This window comes from Streptomyces sp. BYX5S, assembly GCF_054724165.1.
Genome location: NZ_CM138829.1, coordinates 1,041,150 through 1,059,297, shown reverse-complemented (window position 1 = coordinate 1,059,297; position 18,148 = coordinate 1,041,150). Strand labels below are relative to the sequence as shown.

Below are 18,148 nucleotides of genomic sequence, written 5' to 3'. Positions count from 1 at the left end.
GGACGCAGCGAGGGGCCCGGTCCGCGGACCGGGCCCCTCGGGCTTTCCCCCTCCTGCGCCGGAACTCCCGATCCCCCCAGATCCCCCTCCCAGGTGTTCCGACACCAGGTACGACACGCGGGCCGCTCGGAGGGTTGTACGCGGTCGCGCAGAAAACTTCCGGATCTTCTAAACGGCGTGCTTCGTGAACCGCTCGGCCGTCTCGGCCAGCACCTCACGCCCGTCGCGGGCCCACAGGCCGTCGTTGAACAGCTCGACCTCGATCGGTCCCGTGTACCCCTGCGCCTCCACGAGGCCGCGCCAGTACCGCATGTCGATCGCGCCGTCGCCGATCTGACCGCGCCCGTTGAGGACGCCCTCGGGCAACGGCGTGGTCCAGTCCGCGAGTTGGAACGTCGCGATGCGCCCCTGCGCGCCCGCCCGCGCGATCTGCGCGGGCGCCTGGTCGTCCCACCAGATGTGGTACGTGTCCACGCAGACGCCGACCTGCTCCGCCGGGAAGCGCTCGGCGAGGTCCAGTGCCTGGGCGAGCGTCGAGACGACGCAGCGGTCGGACGCGTACATCGGGTGCAGCGGCTCGATCGCGAGCCGGACGCCGCGCTCGGCGGCGTACGGGGCCAGCTCGACGAGCGCGTCGCCGATGCGTTCGCGGGCGCCGCCCAGGTCGTACGAGCCGGCCGGGAGGCCGCCCGAGACGAGCACCAGGACGTTCGTGCCGAGCGTGACGGCCTCGTCGACGGCCCGCTTGTTGTCCTCGATCGCGGCCTTGCGCTCGGCCTCGTCGATCCCGGTGAGGAAGCCGCCGCGGCAGTGCGTGGTGACGTTCAGCCCGGCGTCGCGCAGCAGCTTCGCCGCGGCCTCGACACCGTACTCCTGGACGGGGGCGCGCCACGTACCGAGGTGCTGGACGCCGAACTCGCGGCACGCGTCGACCAGTTCGGGCAGCCCGAGCTGCTTGACGGTCATCTGGTTGATGGAGAAGCGGGGGTCCGCGGTGAACTTCTCGGCGCTCATGACGTCACTCCGTACAGGGCGAGCAGGTTCTTCATGCGGGCCTCCGCCAGCTCCGGCTTCGGGAACAGGCCGAGCCCGTCGGCGAGCCGGTAGGCGCGCGCGAAGTGCGGCAGCGAGCGCGACGACTGCTGTCCGCCGACCATCGTGAAGTGGTCCTGGTGGCCGGAGAGCCACGCGAGGAAGACGACGCCGGTCTTGTAGAAGCGGGTCGGCGCCTGGAACAGGTGGCGGGACAACTCGACGGTCGGGTCGAGGAGTTGACGGAAGCCGTCCACGTCGCCCGTGTCGAGGACGCGCACCGCCTTCGCGGCGAGCGGGCCCAGCGGGTCGAAGATGCCGAGCAGGGCGTGGGAGAAGCCGCGCTCGTCGCCCGCGATCAGCTCCGGGTAGTTGAAGTCGTCGCCGGTGTAGCAGCGCACGCCGTTCGGCAGGCGGCGGCGGATGTCGATCTCGCGCTGGGCCTCCAGGAGCGAGACCTTGATGCCGTCGACCTTGTCGGAGTGCGCCTTGATGATCTCGACGAAGGTGTCGGTGGCGGCGTCCAGGTCGGCCGAGCCCCAGTAGCCCTCCAGAGCCGGGTCGAACATCGGGCCGAGCCAGTGCAGGATGACGGGCTCGGTCGACTGGCGCAGCAGGTGGCCGTACACGTCGGCGTAGTCCTGCGGGGACTTCGCGGCGGCGGCGAGCGCGCGGGAGGCCATCAGGATGACCTGCGCACCGGCCTCCTCGGCGACCGCGAGCTGCTCCTCGTACGCGGCCCGCACCTCGGCGAGCGAGGCGCCGGGCGCGATCTGGTCGGTGCCGACGCCGACCGCGATCCGGCCGCCGACGGACGCGGCCTCGGCGGACGAGCGGCGGATCAGCTCGGCGGCGCCCGCCCAGTCGAGGCCCATGCCGCGCTGCGCGGTGTCCATGGCCTCCGCGACGCCGAGGCCGTGCGACCACAGGTGGCGGCGGAAGGCGAGGGTGGCGTCCCAGTCGACGGCGGCCGGGGAGTCCGGGGTGGTGTCGGCGAACGGGTCGGCGACGACGTGGGCCGCCGAGTACACGACGCGGGAGGCCAGCGGGGCGCCGGTGTCGAAGGCCAGAGGCTCGGCGCGCGGCTCGTAGGCCGTCAACTCACCGGCTGCGTTGGGGAGATGGATGGTCACAGCGAGAGCTCCGGAACGTCGAGGCGGCGGCCCTCGGCGGACGACTTCAGGCCCAGCTCGGCCATCTGCACGCCGCGCGCGCCGGCCAGCAGGTCCCAGTGGTAGTCGGCGCCGGTGTAGACGTGCTTGAGGAACAGCTCCCACTGGACCTTGAAGCCGTTGTCGAACTCCTGGTTGTCCGGCACCTCCTGCCACTGGTCGCGGAAGGAGTAGGTGGCCGGAAGGTCCGGGTTCCACACGGGCTTCGGGGTGGAACTGCGGTGCTGGACACGGCAGTTGCGCAGGCCCGCCACGGCGGAACCCTCGGTGCCGTCGACCTGGAACTCGACCAGCTCGTCGCGGTTGACGCGGACGTCCCACGAGGAGTTGATCTGCGCGACGATGCCGCCCTCGATCTGGAAGATGCCGTACGCGGAGTCGTCGGCGGTGGCGTCGTACGGCTTGCCGTTCTCGTCCCAGCGGGTCGGGATGTGCGTGGAGGCCAGGGCGTTGACCGAGGTCACCCGGCCGAACAGCTCGTGCAGGACGTACTCCCAGTGCGGGAACATGTCGACGACGATGCCGCCGCCGTCCTCGGAGCGGTAGTTCCAGGACGGCCGCTGGGCCTCCTGCCAGTCGCCCTCGAAGACCCAGTAGCCGAACTCGCCGCGCACGGACAGGATGCGGCCGAAGAAGCCGCCGTCGATGAGGCGCTTCAGCTTGAGCAGGCCCGGCAGGAACAGCTTGTCCTGCACGACACCGGACTTGACGCCCGCCTCGCGCGCCAGGCGGGCCAGTTCGAGGGCGCCCTCCAGGCCGGTGGCGGTCGGCTTCTCGGTGTAGATGTGCTTTCCGGCGGCGATCGCCTTCTTGAGGAAGTCCTCGCGGGTGTGGGTCATCGCGGCGTCGAAGAAGATGTCGACGCTGTCGTCGGCGAGGACGGCGTCCACGTCGGTGGAGATGTTCGCCGGGTCCAGACCGTGCTTGTCGGCGAGCGCCTTCAGGGCGTGCTCGCGGCGGCCCACGAGGATCGGCTCCGGCCACAGCACCGTGCCGTCGCCGAGGTCGAGTCCGCCCTGCTCGCGCAGCGCGAGGATGGAGCGGACGAGGTGCTGGCGGTAGCCCATGCGCCCCGTCACACCGTTCATGGCGATGCGCACCGTCTTGCGTGTCACGTGAGTCCCTTCCTCCGGCCGGCCGGGCGGCCACTCGTGTACCGCGTATTGCTGCATACGCGAGGCGGCGCCTGCGAAATCTTTCGTAGCAAGCGCTTTCTACTTAAGAAGAAGCTAGCCTCTGGACTGCCGCTCGGACAAGAGCGGATACGAGACCGGGGCCTTCGGGAGCTCTGCCGCGAGCGTCACCGCGGGCCCGGGACCCCTCCCGGAGGCTGACTCGATGACCGTGACCCTGGCGGACGTGGCCGCCCGCGCGCAGGTGTCCCCCGCCACCGTCTCGCGCGTGCTGAACGGGAACTACCCCGTCGCCGCGAGTACGCGCGAGCGGGTGCTGAAGGCCGTGGACGACCTCGACTACGTGCTCAACGGTCCGGCGAGCGCACTCGCCGCCGCCACGTCCGACCTGGTCGGCGTGCTGGTCAACGACATCGCCGACCCGTTCTTCGGGATCATGGCCTCCGCGGTGCAGTCGGAGATCGTCGGGCCGGGCGGCCGGGCGGGCGGGGAGCGGCTCGCGGTGGTCTGCAACACCGGCGGCGACCCGGAGCGCGAGCTGACCTACCTCACCCTGCTCCAGCGGCAGCGCGCCGCCGCGGTCGTGCTCACCGGCGGGGCCATCGAGGACGAGGCCCATGCCGCGGCCATGGCGGGCAAGTTGCGCCGGCTCGCGGAGGCCGGGACGCGGGTGGTGCTGTGCGGACGGCCGCCGGTTCCGGACACCGACGCGGTGGCGCTCACCTTCGACAACCGGCGCGGGGCACGGGAGTTGACGGAGCATCTGCTCGGGCTCGGGCACCGCAGGATCGGCTACGTCGCGGGCCCCCAGGAGCGCACGACGACCCGGCACCGGCTGGAGGGCCACCGCGAGGCGCTGGCTGCGGCCGGGGTGAGCGAGTCGGACGGCCTGGTGGCGCACGGCTCGTACGACCGCACGTCCGGCTACGAGGCGACCACCGAACTCCTGCGCCGGGACCCGGACTTGACGGCCGTGGTCGCGGCCAACGACACGGTGGCGCTCGGCGCGTGCGCGGCGCTGCGGGAGGCGGGCCTGCGCATCCCCGAGGACGTCTCGGTCGCGGGCTTCGACGACCTCCCCTTCAGCATCGACGCCGTCCCGGCCCTCACCACCTTCCGCCTCCCCCTCACCGAGGCGGCGGCCCGCGCGGGCCGCATCGCGATGGGCCGCGAGGCGGCGCCGCGGGGGCGGATCGTGAAGGTGAGCGGGGAGCTGATGGTGCGGGGGTCGACGGGGAAGCCGCGCGGTTAAGGGCGGTTGCCGCCGAGGGAGCCGGTCGGCCCCGAAGGGCGGCCGCCCCCGGCAAGCGCATCCAGGACCGCCGTCGGCCACGGGTGCCGACGCACGCCGCTACTGGCGGACGGCTCGCGGCGGGTGCTGGGCGGCTGGACGGCCGGGGCCCACGGGGGCAGGGGGGCGGCGGCCCGCGAGGCGGCAGCCGGTGCAGGACGCGTGGCCCGCGCGGGCCGACACGTCCCGCACGCGCAAGGGCCGTTGGGACGCGGGGCGGGGGCCCGGCGGTTTGCCCCAGCCCGCGAGGTGGAGGGCCCAGGTGAGCGGGGCGGCGGCCATCAGCACCGCCAGGCCGAGCCAGATCCCCGGGGGCCGGCCGGTGACGCCCAGGCCCGTCGCCGCGGTTCCCGCCGCGGCGACCGCGCAGCCGGTCCAGCCCGCGAGGGTGTGTCCCTCGTCCGTCGCATGCATCCGCCACGCCTCCAGTCCCGTACACCACCGACATTTATTGAGCGATGACTCAAGAACAAGTCGTCCGGACTCTAGCACCCTTCTTGAGTGCTCGTTCAAGAAGAGTGGGTACAGTGGCGGCATGACTGGCGCTACGACGGGCGGCACGGCCGAGGGGAAGACCCGGCCGCGGGGACGGCCGCGCACGTTCGACCGGGACGCGGCGCTCGCCGTGGCCGTCCGGCTGTTCTGGGAGCGGGGCTACGAGGCCACCTCGGTCGGCGAGTTGACCGCCGCCATGGGCATCCGCCCGGCCAGCCTCTACGCCGCGTTCGGCGACAAGAAGTCACTGTTCCGGGAGGCCGTCGAGGTCTACGGCCGGTCCCCCGTCGGCGCCTTCGTCGGCGTGGCGCTCGCCGAGGAGGCGACGGCGTACGGGGCGTTCGCCCGCGTCCTGCGCGAGGCCGCCCGCACCTACGCGGACCCCTCGCACCCCGCGGGCTGTCTCGCCATCAGCGCGGCGACCAACGTGACGGAGCAGGACGCGGAGATCGCCGCGTTCCTGCGCGAGGTGCGCAACGCGGGGGTCGCCTCCTTCGAGGAGCGGCTGCGCCAGGGGCGTGCGGCGGGCGAGCTGCCGCCCGGCACCGACACGGCCGCGCTCGCCTCGTACTTCGCGGCGGTCGTGCAGGGCCTGTCGCAGCGCGCACGGGACGGCGCGGACGCCGAGGAGCTGGGCCGGGTGGCGGAGTTCGCGCTGGCGGCGTGGCCGGGGGGCCGGGGCGGCATCTGACGCCCGCGGCCGTGGACGCGCACCCACCCCGGGCGTACGGTGGGCCGAGGCAGAACCTCTGACTGAGTCAACGATCAGACGCGAGCAGCGGGGTGGCCCATGACCGTGCACGACATCCGGTCCTTCAACCGCTTCTACACGAACGTCATCGGCGCGCTCGACTACGGCCGCCACCTGTACGCCCCGTACACCCTCACCGAGTCCCGCGTGCTGTACGAGCTGGCGCACACCGAGAAGGTCGACGCCGCGGACCTGCGCACCCGACTCGGCCTCGACGCGGGCTACTTGAGCCGGATCCTCAACAAGTTCGAGCGGGACGGGCTCGTCGAGCGCGGCTCCTCCGAGCGGGACTCGCGGCGCCGTCGCATCACGCTCACCGCGCGCGGCAGGGGCGTCACCGAACTGCTCGACGAGCGCTCGCGGGAACGCGTCGGCTCCCTCCTCGGCACCGTCCCCGCCGCCGACCGCACCCGCCTCTCCGAGGCGCTGCGCACCGTCCGCGAGGTGCTCGGCGACGGACGCGCCGCCCCGCACCCCGACAACGTGCTGCTGCGCGAGCCGGGCCCCGGCGACCTCGGCTGGATCGTCTCGCGCAACGCGGCCGTGTACGCGGCCGAGTTCGGCTGGAACACGGACTACGAGGGGCTGGTCGCGCGCATCGTCGCCGACTTCGCCGAGGACCACGACCCGCACCTGGAGCGGGTGTGGATCGCCGAGCTGGACGGGCGGCCGGTGGGCTGCGTGATGTGCGTACGGGACGAGGCGCCGGGCGCGGCGCGGCTGCGGCTGCTGCTGGTGGAGCCGGAGGCGCGCGGGCTCGGCATCGGTGACCGGCTGGTGCGCGCGTGCGTCGACTTCGCGCGGGGCGTCGGGTACCGGGAGATGGTGCTGTGGACCAACGACGTCCTCGCGTCGGCCCGATCGATCTACCAGCGGCACGGCTTCGTGCTCGTCGGCGAGAGGCCGCACCGGTCCTTCGGCGCGGACCTCGTCGGACAGGACTGGAAACTCGCCCTCCATAAGACGGCGGACTGACGGGTAGGGTCCGCCCCATGAAGCTGGCGTTCTCCACCCTCGGTGTCCCCGGTCTCCCTCTCGACGACGTGCTCGCGCTCGCCACGGCGCACGGGTATCACGGCGTGGAACTGCGCGCCCACCCCGAGGAGCCCGTCCATCCCGGGCTCGACCACGCCCAACGGGCGGACGTGGCGGCCCGGTTCAAGGCGGCCGGGGTGGAGGTCCTCGGCGTGGCCGGGTACGCGCGGGTGGCGGCGCCCGGCGAGGACGGGCCGGTGCTCGACGAGGTGCGGGCGCTGGTCGACCTCGCACGGGACCTGGGCGCGCCGTACGTACGGGTCTTCCCCGGCGGGGGCGACGAGCAGGGGCCCGAGGAGGCGGACGCGACCGCGGCGCGGCGCCTGGGCGTCGCCGCCGAGTACGCGGCGGACCGGGGGGTGCGGGTGCTCCTGGAGACGCACGACTCGCATCGCACCGGGGCGGACGCGTCCCGCGTCCTCGGGCTGGTGGGGCACCGGAACGTGGGGGCGTTGTGGGACGTGATGCACACGTGGCTCGGGGGTGAGCAGCCGGTGGCCTCGTACGCGGCGCTCTCTCCGTACCTCGGGTATGTGCAGGTCAAGGACATCGCCGGGGGCGACGACACGACGCCGTTGGCGTTGGGGGCGGGGGTGTTGCCGCTCGCGGAGTGCGTGGAGGTGTTGATGCGGGAGGGGTGGGACGGGTGGCTGTGCTGGGAGTACGAGGCGCGGTGGTACGGGGCGGCGGCGCCGCTTCCCGGGCTTCTCGCGGCGGGCCACGACCACGTGAGCCGGCTCCTGACCGAATCGGCCTGACCCCCTACGCCACGGGGCTCCGCCCCGGACCCCGCTCCTCAATCGCCGGAGGGGCTGGAAATGCGCTGGGGCCACATTCAAGCCCCTCCGGCGATTGAGGAGCGGGGTGCGGGGCAGGGCCCCGGCCTTTGAGCCCGGCGCGGGTCGTCAGGGTGACGCCCAGGGTGAGGAGGGCCGCGGCGGTCCAGTTGAGGGGGGTCATGGGTTCGCCCAGGAAGAGCGCCGCGGACGACATCCCGAACACCGGCACCAGCAACGAATACGGCGCCACCGTCGACGCCGCGTACCTCCGCAGCAACCGGCTCCACACCCCGAACCCGAACAACGTCGTGACCAGCGCCACGTAAAGGATCGCCCCCGCCCCGGGAAGGTCGAGGGACGCCACCGCCTCCACGTCCCGCCCCGGCCCCTCGAACACCAGCGAGAGCCCCAGCAGCGGCACCACCGGAACCGCGCTGGACCACACCATGAACGCGAACGGCGCGTCCGGCGCCGCCTTCCGGGTCAGCACGTTGGACACCCCCCAGAAGGCCGCCGCGATCACGACCAGCGCGAACGCGCCCAGCGGTCCCGAGCCGCCCTCGTCGGCCGCCGCCACCCCGATGCCCGCGAGCGCGACCACCATCCCCAGCAGCCGTACCGGCCCCGGCCGCTCCCGCAGGAACGCGAAGGCGATGACCGCCGTGAACACGGACTGGACCTGGAGGACCAGGGAGGACAGGCCCGCGGGCATGCCCGCGTTCATGCCGAGGAAGAGGAGCCCGAACTTTCCCACGCCCAGCGCGAGCCCCACCCCCACCACCCACCGCCACGCCACCCTCGGCCGCCCCACGAAGAAGACCGCGGGCAGCGCCGCGAGCAGGAAGCGCAGGGCGCAGAAGAGCAGCGGAGGGAAGTGGTCGAGGCCGATGTCGATGACGACGAAGTTCACGCCCCAGAGGGCCCCGACGAGGACGGCGAGTCCGGTGTGCGCGGGTTTCATGCGTCGAGGATCACCGCCCGCGACCTTTTAGCACCAGCGATGATTGCTGCATGGTTGGATGAAGCCACGCTAAAGACACGCGGGACACGCTCTGCCCCGAGGAGGGCGCACGCCATGTTGGACCTTCAGCGGTTGCGCGCCCTGCACGCCGTCTCCGTGCACGGCACCGTGGGCGCCGCCGCGACCGCCCTCGGGTACACGCCGTCGGCCGTCTCGCAGCAGATCGCGAAGCTGGAGCGGGAGACCCGCACGGTGCTGCTCGAACGGGAGGGGCGCGGCGTCCGGCTCACCGACGAGGCGCTTCAACTGGCGGATACCGCGCGCGAGTTGATGGCCATCATGGAGCGCGCCGAGACCGGTATCGAGGAGCGCCGCGGGGTGCCCGCGGGACGGCTGACGATCGCCGCGTTCGCCTCGGCCGCCCGCGGCCTGCTGCCCGGCGCGCTCGCCGACCTCGCCGCGCGGCACCCCGCGCTCGACACCCGCCTGTCCGAGGTCGATCCGCATCTGTCGGTGGACCTGGTGGCGAAGGGCGCCGTCGATCTCGTGGTCGCGCACGACTGGGACATCGCGCCGCTCCCGGCGCCCACGGGAGTCGAACAGGCCGTCATCGGGGACGACTTGTGCGATCTCGTCGTACCGGCCGGTCATCCGCTGGCCGGGCGGGCGGCGGTGCGTCGCGAGGAGCTCGGCGGCGAGCGGTGGGTGTCGCAGCCGCCGGGGCGGGTGTGTCACGACTGGCTGATGCGGACGATGCGCGCCGCGGGTTTCGAGCCGCTCGTCGCGCATCAGGCCGAGGAGAACCCGACGCTGGCGGCGCTGGTGGCGGCGGGCCTCGGCATCGCGGTGCTGCCCCGGCTGGGGCGGGGCACGCTGCCCGAGGGGGTCGCCGTGGTCCGCCTCGACCCGGTGCCACGGCGGCGCGTGTACGCGCTGTGGCGCACCGGAACCTCGCGCCGTCCGGCGGTCCGCGCGGTCGTCGAGGCGCTGCGCGCACAGGCGGACGCACGCCTGGTCCCCGCGCCGGCTCCGGCTCCGGCACCGGCACCGGCACCGGCACCGGCACCGGTTCGGGACTAGCACCTCTGCTCGCCCGTACCGGTTCGAGGGCGGCCCCGGCCGCCCCGTTCACCTCCCCCGCACCTATTTCACGAAATCGCCGAATCCCGGGAACCCGGTCCCGCATGCTTCCGTCAGAAGGACACGCTGCCGGAGAGTCACCGCAGTGCGGTGTCGGCATCGCTGCTGGCTGCGAACGTCGACAAACCCTCTCCGCCGCCTGCGGCCGGCAGCGTCGCCGTCACCGGTGCGCCCCCTCCAAAGTGCCGGTGACGGCCCCTCCTTCGGACCGCCCCGGGGACGCTCGTCCTCAACTGCCGTACCTGCGCGAACCCTTGACTGGCAGAAATTTTCCGGATATCCGTTGCGCGCGGAAGTTTCCTTCAGGCTCCGCACCTCCTCCGGAAGGAGCGAACGTGCCACTGTCCAGACGTATCGTGCTCGCCGCCGCGACGGCTTCGGTCGCGGCCGCGGGGTTCAGCGCCGGGTCCGCGCGGGCCGCGGGCGCCGCCTCGTCCGACCAGGCTCTCAAGAAGATCATCTCCGGGATGTCCCTGGAGGAGAAGGTCGGCCAGCTCTTCGTCATGCGGGTGTACGGCCACTCGGCCACCGACCCCGACCAGGCCGACATCGACGCCAACCTCAAGGAGATCGGCGTCCGCACGGCGGCCGAGCTCATCGACACGTACAAGCTCGGCGGCATCATCTACTTCGCGTGGGCGCACAACGTGCGCGACCCGCACCAGATCGCCGACCTCAGCAACGGCATCCAGCGCGCCGGGCTCCAACAGCCCTCCCGCATCCCGCTGTTGATCTCCACCGACCAGGAGCACGGCGTCGTCGCCCGGGTCGGCAAACCCGCCACCCTCTTCCCCGGCGCGATGGCCCTCGGCGCGAGCGGCTCCCGGGAGGACGCGCGGCAGGCCGGCCGGATCGCGGGCGCCGAACTGCGCGCCCTCGGCATCCGGCAGGACTACGCGCCCGACGCCGACGTCAACGTCAACCCGGCCAACCCCGTGATCGGCGTCCGCTCGTTCGGCGCCGACCCGGAGGCCGTCGCGGGGCTCGTGGCGGCCCAGGTCAAGGGCTACCAGTCCGCGGACATCGCCTCGACGGCCAAGCACTTCCCCGGCCACGGCGACACCGCGACCGACAGCCACACCGGCATCCCGTACATCACGCACACCCGTGAGCAGTGGGAGGAGCTGGACGCCCCGCCGTTCCGGGCGGCGATCGCGGCCGGCATCGACTCGATCATGACGGCCCACATCGTGGTCCCCGCGCTCGACCCGTCCGAGGACCCGGCGACCCTCTCGCACCCCATCCTCACCGGCATCCTGCGCGAGCAACTCGGCTACGACGGCGTCGTGGTGACCGACTCGCTCGGCATGGAGGGCGTACGGACGAAGTACGGCGACGACCGCGTCCCGGTGCTCGCCCTGAAGGCGGGCGTCGACCAGCTGCTCAACCCGCCGGACCTGTCGGTCGCCTGGCACGCGGTGCTGGAGGCCGTCCGGGGCGGGGAGCTGACCGAGGCGCGGCTCGACGAGTCGATCCTGCGCGTGCTGCGCCTGAAGGCGAGGCTGGGCCTGATCAAGAAGCCGTACGTCTCGCACAGCGGTGTCGACCGCACGGTGGGCACGCGCGAGCACCTGGCCGCGGCCGACCGGATCGCGGAGCGCACGACCACGCTGCTGGTCAACAAGGAGGGGCTGCTGCCGCTGTCGCGCCGTACGCACAAGAACGTGCTGGTGCTCGGCGCCAACCCGGCCTCCCCCTCGCTCAGCGACGGGCCGCCGACGACCGTGATCGGCGCGGCGCTCACCGAACTCGGCTTCACCGCGACGGTGCTGCCGACCGGCACGGCACCGACCCAGGCGACGATCGCGCAGGCGGTGGCGGCGGCCGAGGGCAAGGACGCCGTGGTGATCGGCACCTACAACGTCGCCAAGGGCAGCGCCCAGCAGGCCCTGGTGAACGCCGTCGCCGCGACCGGGGTGCCGGTGGTCACGCTCTCCCTGCGCAACCCGTACGACGTCGCCCAGCTGTCCGCCGCCGACGCTCACGTCGCGGCGTACTCGTGGATCGACGTCGAACTGCGGGCCGCGGTGCGGGTGCTGGCGGGCCGGGCGGAGCCCCGGGGCAAGCTGCCGGTGCCCGTGCAGAAGGCCGACGACCCGACGCAGGTCCTCTACCCGATCGGCTACGGCCTGTCGTACTGACCCGTCCGTAGGGGGCGTACGCCGTGAACCGTGCACGCCACCCCCAATCGGCGCAAAGCCCCCCGCGCACCTGGCGTGCGCCCGCCGTGACGGGCCACGCTGGGGAGGTACATCGGGGGGATTGCCATGTTTGCGCGGTGGGTCGGGGTGGGGTGCGCGGTGCCGCTGCTGGCGCTCGCGCTGAGCGGCTGCCAGGGCTCCTCGGGCTCCGACGGCCGCGCCACGCCCACGCGTTCGCCCTCCGGGTACGGGGCGGTCTTCCTCGACGTGGGCGAGTGCAGTTCGCGCGGGCGCACGTCGTTCAACGAGGTGCCCTGCCGCAGCGAGCGCGCGGTGGCCCGGGTCCTCGCCCGGCACGACGGGGAGTCGGCGGCCGGGCCCGCCTGCCCGGCCCCCACCGACTTCGTGCTGCACATCAGCGAGAAGCGCCCCGCGGCCGACGAGAACGGGGACGGGACGGTGGACCGCGGATACGCCTGCATGCGCAACCTGGAGGCCCCGCACCCCGGCGACCCGGGCGGCGGGGGCGGCCCGCGCACCGTCGTCGGCGACTGCGTCGCGACCGCGGGCCGGGGCGAGGTGCGGGAGACGGCGTGCGACGGCTCGGACGAGCGCGCCCCGCAGTACCGGGTGGTCCTGGCGGTGCCGACGCGCTCGGCGTGCCCGTCGTCGACCGCGCTCTACGTGACCCTGGGCGGCAGCAGGCCGGTGGGGTGCGCGGTCAAGCTGTGACAGCCGGGCCCGCGCTCAGCACAGGATCCACCCCGTGCGCACCGACTTCGAGCCCACACTTCCCTTGACCCGCACGCACCGGTTCCCCGCGTGCACGGTGACCGGCCCCGCGTGCCGGGTGTAGCGGCCCTTGTCGACGACGGCCCGGTTGCCGCGGGCCTGGACGCTGACGGACATCGTGCGCCGCTCGCCCGCGCGCTTGGCGTAGGTGACGGCGCAGAGGTAGCCGCGGTTCTTGTAGAGGACCGTGCGGCCCGTCTCGAAGCGCAGGGTGCGGGCGTGGTGGCCGCCGCAGACCGCGGCGGCCTGCGCCCCGGAGACCGCGGGGCCGGCGAGCACGAAGAGGCCGGAGACGAGGAGGAGGGACAGGGCGCGCGCGAGCGTCCGGCGCGACGTGCCCGTGCCTATGCCACCCTCACCGAGCTCACGTCCACGCACAGCGGCCCCTCCCGTCACATCGCCCTCAGCCTACTGTCGCGCTGATTTCCGCAGCACCCACTCCCCCCGTGCTGACGCGGCACACCGGCCGGACGGTTGCGTCCGCTCACGACGAGGTCGCGGCCTCCACCGGCTCCCCCACGAACGTCCGCCACAGCGCGGCGTACTTCCCGTCGCGGCGCAGCAGCTCCTCGTGGGTCCCGTCCTCCGCGACCCGGCCGTGGTCCATCACGATCACGCGGTCCGCGCGGGCCGCCGTCGTCAGCCGGTGGGCGACGACCAGCGTCGTGCGCTTGCCGGAGATGCGGTCGGTGGCCTGGTTGACCTGGGCCTCGGTGGCGAGGTCGAGGGCGGCCGTCGCCTCGTCGAGCAGGAGGATGTCCGGGTCGACGAGTTCGGCGCGGGCCAGGGCGATCAACTGCCGTTGCCCCGCCGACAGGTTGCGGCCGCGCTCGGCCACCTCGTGCAGGTAGCCGCCGTCGAGCGTCGCGATCATCTCGTGCGCGCCGACCGCGCGGGCGGCCGCCTCCACCTCGGCGTCGCTCGCGCCGGGGCGGCCGTACGCGATGGCGTCCCGGACCGTGCCGGGGAACAGGTACGCCTCCTGCGGGACGACGCCGAGGCGGTGCCGGTACTGGGTGAGGTCGAGCTCGCGCAGGTCGACGCCGTCGGCGGTGACCCGGCCGCCCGTCGGGTCGTAGAACCGGGCGACGAGCTTGACCAGCGTCGACTTGCCCGCGCCGGTCTCGCCGACGAAGGCGACGGTCTGCCCGGCGGGGATGCGCAGCCGCACGTCGCTGAGCGCCACCTCCGGCTTGTCGGCGGCCCCGTACGCGAAGTCGACGTCCTCGAAGGCGATCTCGCCGCGCAGCGACGGGACGTCGAGGGGCCGCTCGGCGTTCTTCGTCGACGTCGGCTCGCGCAGCAGTTCCTGGATGCGGCCGAGCGAGACGGTGGCCTGCTGGTAGCCGTCGAAGACCTGGGAGAGCTGCTGCACCGGCGCGAAGAACAGGTCGATGTAGAGGAGGTAGGCGACGAGCGCGCCCGTCGTCAGCGTGCCCGCGTCGATCCGGTGCGCGCCCACCGCGAGGACGGCGGCCGTCGCGACCGCCGACAGCAGCTGCACGAACGGGAAGTACACGGAGATCAGCCACTGGCCGCGGATCCGCGCCTCGCGGTAACTGGCGCTGCCCGCGGCGAACTTGGCGCCGCCGTCCCGCTCGCGCCGGAACGCCTGCACGATCCGCAGCCCGGCCACGGTCTCCTGGAGGTCGGCGTTGACGACGGAGACCCGCTCGCGCGCCAGCTCGTACGCCTTGACGCTGGAGCGGCGGAAGAAGAACGTGCCCACGATCAGCGGCGGCAGCGTCGCGAACACGACGAGCGCGAGCTGGACGTCGATGACCAGCAGGGCGCCCATGATGCCGAAGAACGTGACGAGGGAGACGAACGCGGTGACCAGACCTGTCTGGAGGAACGTCGACAGGGCGTCCACGTCGGTGGTCATCCGGGTCATGATGCGACCCGTCAACTCCCGTTCGTAGTAGTCGAGTCCGAGCCGCTGGAGCTGGGCGAAGATCTTCAGGCGGAGCGCGTACAGGACCCGCTCGCCGGTCCGCCCCGTCATCCGTGTCTCGCCGAACTGCGCGGCCCACTGCGCGAGCACGGCGGCGAGCGCGAGCGCGGACGCCGCCCACACCGCGCCGATCGCCATCTGCGTGACGCCCTCGTCGATGCCGTGCCGGATGAGGATCGGCAGCAGCAGGCCCATGCCCGCGTCGACGGCGACGAGCGCGAGGCTGATCAGCAGCGGCGCCCGGAAGCCGCGCAGCAGGCGCCGCAGCCCGTACGACTCCTCGGGGGTGACGGCCTGCTTCTCGTCGACGTCGGGGGTGTCGGTGGCCGGCGGCAGCGCGTCGACCTGCGCGAGGAGTCCGGGGGTGGCGGGCATGCCGGCGAGCGCGGTGTCCTTCGGCTCCCGGTCCCCCGTCCACAGCCTGGGGGTCACGCCCCGCTCGACGTCGTACTCGGCGTCCAGCTCCGCCCGTACGGAGGTGTCCTCGGCCGGCGCTCCGGCGGGGGCGGTGTGGCCGGGGGAGACGCCGCCCAGTTCGTCGGGGTCGGTGAGCAGGCGCCGATAGAGCGGGGAGTCCGCCTCCAGCTCCGCGTGCGTGCCGATCGCGGCGAGCCGGCCGCCGTCGAGGACGGCGATGCGGTCGGCGAGGCCGAGGGTGGAGCGGCGGTGCGCGATGAGGAGCGTGGTGCGGCCCGCCATCACGTGCTGGAGCGCCTCGTGGATCTCGTGCTCGACGCGGGCGTCCACGGCGGACGTCGCGTCGTCGAGGACGAGCAGGCGCGGGTCGGTGAGGATGGCGCGGGCGAGCGCGAGGCGCTGGCGCTGGCCGCCGGAGAGGGTCAGGCCGTGCTCGCCGACCTTGGTGTCGTAGCCCTCCGGCAGCTCCGCGATGAAGCCGTCGGCCTGCGCGGCGCGGGCGGCCTGCTCGATCTGCTCCTGCGTGGCGTCCGGGAAGCCGTACGCGATGTTGGCGCGGACGGTGTCGGAGAACAGGAAGGAGTCCTCGGGCACGAGCCCGATCGCGGAGCGCAGCGAGGCCGTCGTCAGCTCGCGCACGTCGTGGCCGCCGACGAGGACGGCGCCGTGCGTGACGTCGTAGAAGCGGGGCAGCAGCAGCGAGACGGTGGACTTGCCGGAGCCGGAGGAGCCGACGACGGCGAGGGTCTCACCGGCCCGGATCTCGAAGGAGAGGCCGTCGAGGACGGCGTGCTCGGAGTCCGCGTACGTGAAGGACACGTCGTCGAACTCGACGGTGGCGGGGGCGTCCGCGGGCAGTTCCAGCGTGCCGTCGGTGAGGCTCGGCTCGGTGTCGATGAGTTCGAGGACGCGCTCGACACCGGCGCGGGCCTGCTGCCCGACGGTGAGGACGACGGCGAGCATCCGCACCGGGCCGACGAGCTGGGCCAGGTACGAGGAGAACGCGACGAACGTGCCGAGCGTGACCTGGCCGTGGACCGCGAGCCAGCCGCCGAGGGCCAGCATCGCGACCTGCCCGAGCGCGGGCACGGCCTGGAGGGCGGGGGTGAACTTCGAGTTCAGCCGGACGGTGCGCAGGCGCCCGGCGAACAGCTTGCGGCCGACCGCCTTGAGCTTGCCGGTCTCCTGCTCCTCCTGCCCGAACCCCTTCACGACGCGCACGCCGCTGACGGCGCCGTCGACGACCCCGGCGACGGCGGCGGCCTGCGCCTGCGCGTACCAGGTGGCGGGGTGCAGCCGGGAGCGGCTGCGCTTGGCGATGAACCAGATGGCGGGGGCGACGGCGAGCGCGACGAGGGTCAGCGGCCACGACAGCGACGCCATGATCACCAGGGAGATGACGAAGAGCAGGATGTTCCCGATCGTCATCGGGAGCATGAAGAGCAGGCTCTGGATCAGCTGGAGGTCGCTGGTGGCGCGGCCGACGACCTGCCCGGTCGACAGCTCGTCCTGGCGCCGCCCGTCGAGCCGGGTGATCGATCCGTACATCTCGGTGCGCAGGTCGTGCTGGACGTCGAGGGCGAGGCGGCCGCCGTAGTAGCGGCGGACGAAGGCGAGGACGTAGACGACGACGGCCGCGCCTATGAGCGCGCCCGCCCAGGCGCCCATGGACCGGGAGTGGTCCCCGATCACGTCGTCGATGATCACCTTCGTGATCAGCGGGACGAGCGCCATGACGCCCATGCCGCCGAGCGAGGCACCGAGGGCGAGTACGACGTCCTTGGGGTACCGCCACGCGTACCCCGCCAGTCGTTTCGCCCAGCCCCGTTGTTCCGCCACGCCGTGCCGCCTCCCAGTCGCCTTGACCTGCCGAAGGGCCAACGCGACCGGGAGCGGATTTCATCCCGCCGTAACAATCCGACCGGATCGGCCCGGATCAGCGCGTGGACACGGTCAGTGAACGGTCAGGGAGTAGAACCGGGTGATCTGGTTCGCGCTCTGGTTGTCGTCGCTCGCGAGGAGCAGCCGCAGCGCGCCGCCCGGACCCCGGCCCGTGACCGTCATCGCCTCGATGTTGTCGAGCAGCGGATTGGGCTGGGGCTGGTGGGCGGGCGCGCCGAGCGAGGGGCAGTCCGCCAGGTCGGCGAGGAGCGTCTTGCGGGCGAGGCGGGTGCCGGAGCCGATGGTCTCCATGGCGGAGGTGTCCGCGGCGCCGCGCAGGTCGGCGGCGTAGAGGCGGACCGTGTTCCCGACACCGGCGGTGAAGCCGCGCTCCAGGACGAGGAGGCGGCCGTCGGGGGCGGCGGTGACCTCGGAGATGCCGAGGTCCGGGTCGGTGCGGTAGCCGTACTGGGCGGCGGGCGCGAAGGAGCCGGAGGGCGTGCGCCGCCAGGTCTGGAGCCGGCTCGCGTCGTCGCCGGTGAGCGGGGACTCCATGGAGGCGAGGAGGGTCCGGCCGCCGGGCAACAGGGTCAGGCCCTCGAAGGAGGCGTTGGCGCGGGCCCCGGCGGTGAGCCGGTCCGGCACCGGGAGGCGGTCGAGGATCCGGGCGCCCGTGCGGTCGTAGCGGCGGACCGAGGGCTCGGTCTCGGAGGTGACGAGATACGTGCCGTCCCGGTCGACGACCAGGCCCTCTGCGTCGAGCGCGGCCCCCTTCTCGTCGGCGAGCGCCGCGACGGACCGGGGCACGAGGGTCTTCCGGTCGAGCGTGAACAGGGAGGAGCGGTCGGAGAGCGCGGCGAGCCGCCCGCCCCGGTCGACCGCGAGCGCCGAGATGTTGCCGACGAAGACACCGTCGTACGTGGTCTTGTCGAGGGCGTCGGAGTAGCCGGTGACGGAGACGGCCGGGGAGCAGTTCCCGGCGGCCCCGGTGGCGTGCGCCGGTCCCGAGACCGTCAGGCAGGCGGCGGTCACGGCGACGGCGGCGAGTACGGAACGTGCTGTTCTGCGCGACATGGGGTCACGGTAGGCCGCGTCCGGCGACGTCCGGGCGGACTTCTCCTGAACGGTACGGGCCGCCGGCCGGTATCCACAGGTGGCACCCAGCTTCGGCACA

15 protein-coding genes are annotated in these 18,148 nt (G+C 73.2%); 7 read left to right on the top strand and 8 right to left on the bottom strand.

The genetic code is table 11. The annotated features are described in order from the left end of the window. Nucleotides 1-168 precede the first annotated feature (168 nt). Genes ACYBSK_RS04785 through ACYBSK_RS04775 form a run of 3 tightly spaced genes read right to left on the bottom strand, consistent with a single transcriptional unit; the run spans nucleotide 169 to nucleotide 3,319 of the window. Nucleotides 169-1,014: a sugar phosphate isomerase/epimerase family protein gene (locus tag ACYBSK_RS04785; protein WP_460245272.1), complete on the bottom strand. Its 846-nt coding sequence runs from the start codon at nucleotides 1,012-1,014 to the stop codon at nucleotides 169-171. Then, on the bottom strand, nucleotides 1,011-2,165 hold the full coding sequence (locus ACYBSK_RS04780) for a dihydrodipicolinate synthase family protein (protein WP_460245271.1): 1,155 nt from the start codon (nucleotides 2,163-2,165) through the stop codon (nucleotides 1,011-1,013). The genes ACYBSK_RS04785 and ACYBSK_RS04780 overlap by 4 nt, the downstream gene beginning before the upstream one ends. Continuing rightward, complete coding sequence (locus ACYBSK_RS04775; protein WP_457475567.1) at nucleotides 2,162-3,319, bottom strand: Gfo/Idh/MocA family protein; 1,158 nt, start codon at nucleotides 3,317-3,319, stop codon at nucleotides 2,162-2,164. Before ACYBSK_RS04775 ends, ACYBSK_RS04780 begins: the two co-directional genes overlap by 4 nt. Nucleotides 3,320-3,542: 223 nt before the next feature. Between ACYBSK_RS04775 and ACYBSK_RS04770 the strand changes: the two genes are divergently transcribed. Beyond that, on the top strand, nucleotides 3,543-4,589 hold the full coding sequence (locus ACYBSK_RS04770; protein WP_457475566.1) for a LacI family DNA-binding transcriptional regulator: 1,047 nt from the start codon (nucleotides 3,543-3,545) through the stop codon (nucleotides 4,587-4,589). Between the two features lie 99 nt (nucleotides 4,590-4,688). Here the strand turns inward: ACYBSK_RS04770 and ACYBSK_RS04765 are convergent, their stop codons facing one another. Continuing rightward, a complete protein-coding gene (locus ACYBSK_RS04765; protein WP_460245270.1) occupies nucleotides 4,689-5,042 on the bottom strand; it encodes an HGxxPAAW family protein in 354 nt (117 codons plus the stop codon). Between the two features lie 121 nt (nucleotides 5,043-5,163). Here ACYBSK_RS04765 and ACYBSK_RS04760 point away from each other — a divergent pair, with 121 nt between their 5' ends. The 3 genes from ACYBSK_RS04760 to ACYBSK_RS04750 all read left to right on the top strand — a co-directional run bounded on the left by ACYBSK_RS04760 (nucleotide 5,164) and on the right by ACYBSK_RS04750 (nucleotide 7,667). Continuing rightward, nucleotides 5,164-5,814, top strand: coding sequence for a TetR/AcrR family transcriptional regulator (locus ACYBSK_RS04760; RefSeq protein WP_460245269.1), 651 nt, complete (start codon nucleotides 5,164-5,166; stop codon nucleotides 5,812-5,814). Nucleotides 5,815-5,913: 99 nt separating this feature from the next. Beyond that, nucleotides 5,914-6,849, top strand: coding sequence for a bifunctional helix-turn-helix transcriptional regulator/GNAT family N-acetyltransferase (locus tag ACYBSK_RS04755; protein WP_457475562.1), 936 nt, complete (start codon nucleotides 5,914-5,916; stop codon nucleotides 6,847-6,849). Between the two features lie 17 nt (nucleotides 6,850-6,866). Beyond that, a complete protein-coding gene (locus ACYBSK_RS04750) occupies nucleotides 6,867-7,667 on the top strand; it encodes a sugar phosphate isomerase/epimerase family protein (RefSeq protein ID WP_457475561.1) in 801 nt (266 codons plus the stop codon). A 4-nt stretch (nucleotides 7,668-7,671) separates the two neighbouring features. On the opposite strand, the gene ACYBSK_RS04745 is transcribed toward ACYBSK_RS04750, so the two are convergent. Further along, nucleotides 7,672-8,649 carry an EamA family transporter gene (locus ACYBSK_RS04745; RefSeq protein ID WP_460245268.1) on the bottom strand — a complete coding sequence of 326 codons (978 nt, stop codon included), beginning with the start codon at nucleotides 8,647-8,649 and terminating at the stop codon, nucleotides 7,672-7,674. A 114-nt stretch (nucleotides 8,650-8,763) separates the two neighbouring features. On the opposite strand from ACYBSK_RS04745, the gene ACYBSK_RS04740 reads away from it, so the two are divergent. The 3 genes from ACYBSK_RS04740 (at nucleotide 8,764) to ACYBSK_RS04730 (ending at nucleotide 12,662) form a co-directional block, all read left to right on the top strand. Then, entirely contained in the window at nucleotides 8,764-9,729 is a 966-nt protein-coding gene (locus tag ACYBSK_RS04740) for a LysR family transcriptional regulator (RefSeq protein WP_460245267.1), read from the top strand. Between the two features lie 395 nt (nucleotides 9,730-10,124). Further along, a complete protein-coding gene (locus ACYBSK_RS04735) occupies nucleotides 10,125-11,930 on the top strand; it encodes a glycoside hydrolase family 3 protein (protein ID WP_460245266.1) in 1,806 nt (601 codons plus the stop codon). Nucleotides 11,931-12,056: 126 nt separating this feature from the next. Continuing rightward, the gene (locus ACYBSK_RS04730) at nucleotides 12,057-12,662 is read left to right on the top strand and encodes a hypothetical protein (protein ID WP_460245265.1); all 606 of its coding nucleotides are present in this window, start codon (nucleotides 12,057-12,059) and stop codon (nucleotides 12,660-12,662) included. 15 nt (nucleotides 12,663-12,677) lie between these two features. Here the strand turns inward: ACYBSK_RS04730 and ACYBSK_RS04725 are convergent, their stop codons facing one another. The 3 genes from ACYBSK_RS04725 to ACYBSK_RS04715 form a co-directional block, all read right to left on the bottom strand. Then, entirely contained in the window at nucleotides 12,678-13,100 is a 423-nt protein-coding gene (locus tag ACYBSK_RS04725; protein WP_457475556.1) for a hypothetical protein, read from the bottom strand. Between the two features lie 106 nt (nucleotides 13,101-13,206). Then, the gene (locus ACYBSK_RS04720) at nucleotides 13,207-16,932 is read right to left on the bottom strand and encodes an ABC transporter ATP-binding protein (protein ID WP_460245264.1); all 3,726 of its coding nucleotides are present in this window, start codon (nucleotides 16,930-16,932) and stop codon (nucleotides 13,207-13,209) included. A gap of 114 nt (nucleotides 16,933-17,046) precedes the next feature. Further along, nucleotides 17,047-18,048: an esterase-like activity of phytase family protein gene (locus ACYBSK_RS04715; RefSeq protein WP_460245263.1), complete on the bottom strand. Its 1,002-nt coding sequence runs from the start codon at nucleotides 18,046-18,048 to the stop codon at nucleotides 17,047-17,049. Nucleotides 18,049-18,148: the final 100 nt, after the last annotated feature.